The organism is Mycolicibacter senuensis (assembly GCF_003284925.1).
Classification (GTDB): domain Bacteria; phylum Actinomycetota; class Actinomycetes; order Mycobacteriales; family Mycobacteriaceae; genus Mycobacterium; species Mycobacterium algericum_A.
Genome location: NZ_QMEX01000191.1, coordinates 1 through 5,813 on the forward strand (window position 1 = coordinate 1; position 5,813 = coordinate 5,813).

The following is a 5,813-nucleotide window of genomic DNA, read 5'->3' on the forward strand; positions in this document are numbered from 1 at the left end:
TGGGCGGAGGCGATCGGGAACTGGAACCGGACCTCGACCCGCGGCGACACGCTCAACGGCCTGCCCGCCCTCGGCGGAGCAGGCGGCACCGGCGGGCTGCTCGGCAGCCACGGCGCGGTCGGCGCATTCGGCACGTTGACGAGCGGTCCGCCGGTCGTGACCACCGGCGGACTCGACAGCACCGGCACCTGGATCACCGACAGCGACGGCCGGGCGGTGATGTTGCACGGCCTCAACGAGGTGTACAAGATCGCGCCGTTCGCGCCGTCAGCCATCGGCTTCGGCGACGACGACGCACAGTTCTTGGCCGACAACGGCTTCAATGTGGTGCGGTTGGGCGTGATCTGGGCCGGTGTGGAACCCCAGCCCGGCGTCTTCGACCGGTCCTACCTGGACACCATCGACGAGACCGTCCAGACGCTGGCGCGCCATGGCATCCGCGTCATCCTCGACATGCACCAGGACGGCTACAGCAGTGTGTTCGGCGGCGAGGGCGCACCGGAGTGGGCCACCCAGACCGGCGGGCTGCCCAACCCGAGCCTGGGCTTCCCGTACGACTACTTCTTCAATCCGGCGCAGTACAACGCCTGGGATGCGCTGTGGTCCAACGCCGAAGCCCCCGACGGCATGGGGCTGTCCAACCATTACGCGCAGATGTGGGAGTACGTCGCCGATTACTTCAACGGTAATCCGAATGTCGCCGGCTACGAGATCATGAACGAACCCTGGGGCGGCAGCTACGGGCTGGGTAGCTACTTCGGGACCGGAATACTGACACCGTTCTACAACCAGGTCGACGCCGCCATCCGGGCCGTCGACCCGAGCACGCCGGTGTACTTCGAACCGGATCTGCTCACCACCAACGGGCTGCCGCTGACGCTGGGCACCGTCGACGACCCGAACACCGTGCTGTCATTCCACGACTACGCCGACAGCTTCCTGCCCGGCCTGGGACTCGGCGCTCAGAGCGCGACCAATGCGGTGGCCTACGGGAACGCGCACAACATCCCGGTGCTCCTGACGGAATTCGGCGCGACCAACGACTACGCGCACATCAGCGACATGCTGCGGATCGCCGATGCGAACCGCATCGGCTGGGCCGAGTGGGAGTACAGCGACAAGGGCGACATCACCACCACCGGCGGCGGCAACGGCTGGCTGGTCGCCGACCCCGCCCAGCCGCCGACCAGCGACAACGTCGACACCGAGAAACTGGCAGCGCTGGCCACCCCGTACCCGCAGGCGATCTCGGGCACCCCGGGCTCCTGGTCGTTCGACCCGACAACCGGGACCTTCCAGTTCCGCTACACCACCGACCGGGTCGACGGCCTGGGCAGCTTCGATGCCGGCTCGATCACCACGATCTCGACGCCGGCGATGGAATATCCGAACGGCTATCAGGTGAGTGTCACCGGCGGTCAGGTGGTGTCGGGCCCCAACGCCGCGGTGTTGACGATCGCATCAGATCCCGGGGCCGGCACCGTCAGCGTCACGGTGCGCCCCGCCGGCTGACGGCCGATCAGGCGCGCCCGGCGACGATGTCGACGAACAGCCGGTGGATTCGGCGATCACCGGTCACTTCCGGGTGAAACGAGGTGGCCAGCACGCCGCCCTGCCGCACCGCGACCGGATGCCCGGCGACCTCGGCCAGCACCTGCACCTCGGGTCCGACGTGCTCCACCCAGGGCGCCCGGATGAACACCGCATGCACCGGCTCGGCCAGTCCGGCGAAGGTCACGTCGCCCTCGAAGGAGTCGACCTGTCGTCCGAAAGCGTTGCGCCGCACCGTCATATCGATACCGGCCAACGGGATGGCGGCACGCCCCTCAGCGCCGGCATCGACGATCTCACTCGCCAACAGGATCATTCCCGCACAAGATCCGTAGGCCGGCATCCCCTCGGCCAGCCGCGCCCGCAGCACATCGACCAGTTCCAGTTCGCGCAGCAGATGACTCATGGTGGTCGACTCCCCGCCGGGAAGCAGCAGCGCCTCGACGGCGTCGAGTTCCGCACGGCGACGCACCGGCACCGGCTCTGCGCCGACGCCGGCAACTGCGGCGAGGTGTTCGCGCACATCGCCCTGTAGTGCGAGCACGCCGATGCGCGGGCCGCTCACTGACCGGCGGGGGTGTATCCGGACGGGTATCTGGTCAGCCCCTCTTGCATGACGGCCGCCACCATGTCCCCGGCCTGGTTGTAGATCTTGCCCTGGGTCAGTGCCCGGCCGGCGCTCGCCGACGGCGACGACTGGTCATAGAGCAGCCACTCGTCTGCCCGGAAGGGGCGCATGAACCACATCGCATGGTCCAGTGAGGCCACCTGCAGGTGGTCGCGGTCGGCGGGGTGGATCGACCAGGCGGAGCCCAGCAACGTCAGGTCGCTCATATAGGCCAGCGCACAGATGTGCAGTACCTGATCGTCGGGAAGTCGATCGCGGTGGCGGAACCAGACCTGCTGTTCGGCGACCTTGCCCGGAACGTGCGGTAACAGCTCGCGCGGCACCCGGCGCAGCTCCCACTCGGCGAATGCCTTGAAACCCTCGTCGTCGAACGCCTTCATGGCGGCGATGTCGGGCAGGTCCTGGGGCACGGGCGCGTCGGGCATCGCATCCTGGTGCTCGATACCGCGTTGCTCGCTCTGGAACGACGCCGACATGTTGAAGATCGTCTCGCCGTGCTGCACCGCATCGACCCGCCGCGTACAGAACGAACCGCCGTCACGCACGCGTTCGACCAGAAAAACCGTGGGCGCCTTGGCATCCCCTGGCCGCAGAAAATAGCCGTGCAGGGAATGGACCCGGAACTTCGGGTCCACGGTGCGCACCGCCGACACCAGCGCCTGCCCGGCGACGTGCCCGCCGAAGGTGCGCTGGTTGTCGGCCGAGAACGGACTGAACACACTACCGCGGTAGATGTTGATCTCGAGTTGCTCGAGATCGAGGATCTCTTCGATCGCCACGGGGAACGTCTACCAGCCGCGTTCGGCAAGCCGGTGCGGTTGGGCGATGTCCTCTACGTTGATGCCGACCATCGCCTCGCCCAGGCCCCGCGAAACCCGCGCCAGCACGTCGGGGTCGTCATGGAAGGTGGTGGCCTTGACGATGGCCGCGGCCCGCGCCGCCGGGTCACCGGACTTGAAGATGCCGGACCCGACGAACACCCCCTCTGCGCCGAGTTGCATCATCATCGCCGCATCGGCCGGGGTGGCGATCCCGCCGGCGGTGAACAGCGTCACCGGCAGCTTGCCGACCTTGGCGACTTCGGCGACCAGTTCGTAAGGCGCCTGCAGTTCCTTTGCCGCGACGAACAATTCGTCCTCAGACAGCGAGGTGAGCCGGCGGATCTCGCCGCCGATGGCACGCATGTGGGTGGTGGCGTTGGAGACATCGCCGGTTCCGGCCTCGCCCTTGGAGCGGATCATGGCCGCGCCCTCGGTGATCCGGCGCAGCGCCTCACCGAGGTTGGTCGCCCCGCACACGAACGGAACAGTGAACTGCCACTTGTCGATGTGGTGGCTGTAGTCGGCCGGGGTGAGCACCTCGGACTCGTCGATGTAGTCCACTCCGAGGCTTTGCAGGATCTGCGCTTCGACGAAGTGCCCGATACGCACCTTGGCCATCACCGGGATGGTGACCGCGGCGATGATGCTCTCGATCATGTCGGGGTCGCTCATCCGCGACACCCCGCCCTGAGCGCGGATGTCGGCGGGCACCCGCTCCAGCGCCATCACCGCGACGGCGCCGGCCCCCTCGGCGATCCGGGCTTGTTCGGGGGTGACGACGTCCATGATGACGCCGCCCTTGAGCATCTCGGCCATCCCGCGCTTTACTCGCGCAGTACCCGTCTGCCCGCCGGGTGCCGAACCGTTCTGCGCCGCGCTGTCCACTGAATGCTTCTCCTTGCTGGCCACTGATACCCGCTCAGTGTAGTGGGCCGACGCCACCGGTTTTCCCGCTTGTTACCCCGGCGCGGTGAACACCGGCCCGGCCGGCGACGGATCGGCGACCAGCGCGGGGAGCACGAACACCTGCACATACCGGCGGACCTGTTCGGCGTCGTCGGCGCCGGGAACGAGCCCCAGCAGCAACCCGAGCGCGACCGACAACACGAAGCGGGCGGCGTCGCCGGGGCGCAGGCCGGCGCGCAGTTTGTCGCCCGCCTGGTGAAATCCCATCTCGAACTGCCCGGCGAGCACCTCGCTCAGGGTTGCCGACCGGGCGATCATCGCGGCGACGTTGCCCTCGTCGGTGTGCTCGGAGATCACCCGCAGCAGGGGGTCCTGGCCGACTTCGGTGGCCACGATCACCAGTGACTCGGTCACCAGCTCGCCGGGGTCGGTGGTGGTCTCGAGCCGGGCGGCGATGGCGGCCATTTTGCGTCCGGCGACGCGCACCACCAACGCGTCCAGCAACTGGTCCCGGCTGCCGAAATGCCGATAGATCACCGCGCGGGTGTAGCCGGCGTCCCGCGCGATGACCTGCATCGTCGACGCGCGGTAGCCCCGGCGCGCAAACGACCGTTCCGCGGCGTCGAGCAGCAACTCCCGAGCGTGCTCGGGAGGATTGCCACCACCGGGTGGCCTGCCTCGGCCGCGGGCCGTCTTCGCTGACATATATGGACATCTCCATTCAAATGTCTATTATCGAGGCATCCGGTGAAAGGATCGTCGCATGGCCGCAACGCTTACTGGTGTACCCGAGCAGCGTGACTGGGCGGCAGTCTTCGGCTCGTGGCGGCTGCTGGCCAACCCGGGCAAGAACGGGGGCTCCGCCTTCGAGTTGATCGTGGGCCTGGCGGCTCCGATCCTGGCGCGCAGCTACCACCAGCTGCGGGCACATCCCAACGGCCGGAAGCTGTTCTCCGAGAAGCCCGATCTGTTGGCGCTGCTGGGCGACGACGACCACCTGGCTTCGCTGCCGGCGGGATCGCTGGGCCACGCCTACCGGTCTTTTCTGCGCACCAACCGGCTCGATGCCGGCGTGTTCGACGTGGACACCGTGATCCGGCCGATCGCCGAACGCCGCGGCTGGGATGACGATTTCTTCTACATGATGCGGCGCGGCACCGCCCTGCACGACATGTTCCACACCCTCGGTGGTTACGGTCCGGACATGGGCGGAGAGTTCGGCAACCTCGGCTTCCACTGCGGCCAGATGGAGCCCTCCGGTGCGCTCAAGGCGCTCACCCTCGGATTGCTGGGGCCCCTGATCCCCGCCTCCCCACGCCGCAAGCTGCGCTATTTCCGTGAGGCGGTCCGTCGGGGGCAACGCGCCGACAACCTGATGGCCGCCCCCTATGAAGAGCTGCTGGACAAGCCGCTCGCCGAGGTGCGCGAACTGCTGGGAATCGAGCCGACCGCCCGCGCGCATCGCGACGGGCACCTGTTCATCGGGTGGATGCCGCCGGGAATGACGCCACCCACCCGGTGGGACTACGACGCGGGCCTCTCGGCGTGAGCCGGTGACAGGTCACATCGTCAAGACCATGCGGTAGCGGGCCCGGCCCTGTGCCATGGCGGCGTATGCCTCGGCCGCCTGGGCCAGCGGCCGCTCCTCGATGCGGGCCCGCACCCCCGACAGCACCGCAAACGCCATGGTTTCCTCGACGTCGCGGGCGGTGCCCGACGGGTGACCGGACACGCTGAGCCCCGGCCCGATCAACTGCACCGGGGCGATCGGCAGCGGATCTGCGGTGACACCGATGATGACCAGTTCGCCACGCGGCACCAGGCCGCCCAGCGTATCGGCCATCGCCTGCGAATTGGCGGCGGTGGCCAGCACCACCGACACCCCGCCGAGCGCGCGCAGCGCGGCC

The 5,813-nt window shown here is 68.3% G+C and carries 6 protein-coding genes and 1 pseudogene; 2 read left to right on the forward strand and 5 right to left on the reverse strand.

Annotated elements, in window-relative coordinates; translation table 11 throughout:
• Positions 1-1,512: cellulase family glycosylhydrolase (locus DQP56_RS22200; RefSeq protein ID WP_112689116.1), on the forward strand; the 1,512-nt coding region annotated here is incomplete at its 5' end.
• Positions 1,513-1,519: 7 nt separating this feature from the next.
• On the opposite strand, the gene pdxT is transcribed toward DQP56_RS22200, so the two are convergent.
• The 4 genes from pdxT to DQP56_RS22220 form a co-directional block, all read right to left on the reverse strand.
• The gene (pdxT, locus tag DQP56_RS22205) at positions 1,520-2,116 is read right to left on the reverse strand and encodes a pyridoxal 5'-phosphate synthase glutaminase subunit PdxT (protein ID WP_112689118.1); all 597 of its coding nucleotides are present in this window, start codon (positions 2,114-2,116) and stop codon (positions 1,520-1,522) included.
• On the reverse strand, positions 2,113-2,958 hold the full coding sequence (gene tesB, locus DQP56_RS22210) for an acyl-CoA thioesterase II (RefSeq protein WP_112689120.1): 846 nt from the start codon (positions 2,956-2,958) through the stop codon (positions 2,113-2,115). Before tesB ends, pdxT begins: the two co-directional genes overlap by 4 nt.
• A 9-nt stretch (positions 2,959-2,967) precedes the next feature.
• Positions 2,968-3,885, reverse strand: coding sequence for a pyridoxal 5'-phosphate synthase lyase subunit PdxS (pdxS, locus tag DQP56_RS22215; protein ID WP_112689126.1), 918 nt, complete (start codon positions 3,883-3,885; stop codon positions 2,968-2,970).
• Between the two features lie 72 nt (positions 3,886-3,957).
• The gene (locus tag DQP56_RS22220) at positions 3,958-4,611 is read right to left on the reverse strand and encodes a TetR/AcrR family transcriptional regulator (RefSeq protein ID WP_112689122.1); all 654 of its coding nucleotides are present in this window, start codon (positions 4,609-4,611) and stop codon (positions 3,958-3,960) included.
• Between the two features lie 58 nt (positions 4,612-4,669).
• On the opposite strand from DQP56_RS22220, the gene DQP56_RS22225 reads away from it, so the two are divergent.
• Positions 4,670-5,455, forward strand: a complete 786-nt coding sequence (locus DQP56_RS22225; RefSeq protein ID WP_112689124.1) for a Coq4 family protein — start codon at positions 4,670-4,672, stop codon at positions 5,453-5,455.
• A gap of 12 nt (positions 5,456-5,467) precedes the next feature.
• Here DQP56_RS22225 and DQP56_RS22230 read toward each other — a convergent pair.
• Positions 5,468-5,813 (reverse strand): annotated as a pseudogene (locus tag DQP56_RS22230) (alcohol dehydrogenase); the annotation flags it as partial.

Coding starts and splice junctions, on each gene's coding strand:
- DQP56_RS22220 (WP_112689122.1), bottom strand. CDS start 4,611: ATGTCAGCGAAGACGGCCCGCGGCCGAGGCAGGCCACCCGGTGGTGGC.
- DQP56_RS22225 (WP_112689124.1), top strand. CDS start 4,670: ATGGCCGCAACGCTTACTGGTGTACCCGAGCAGCGTGACTGGGCGGCA.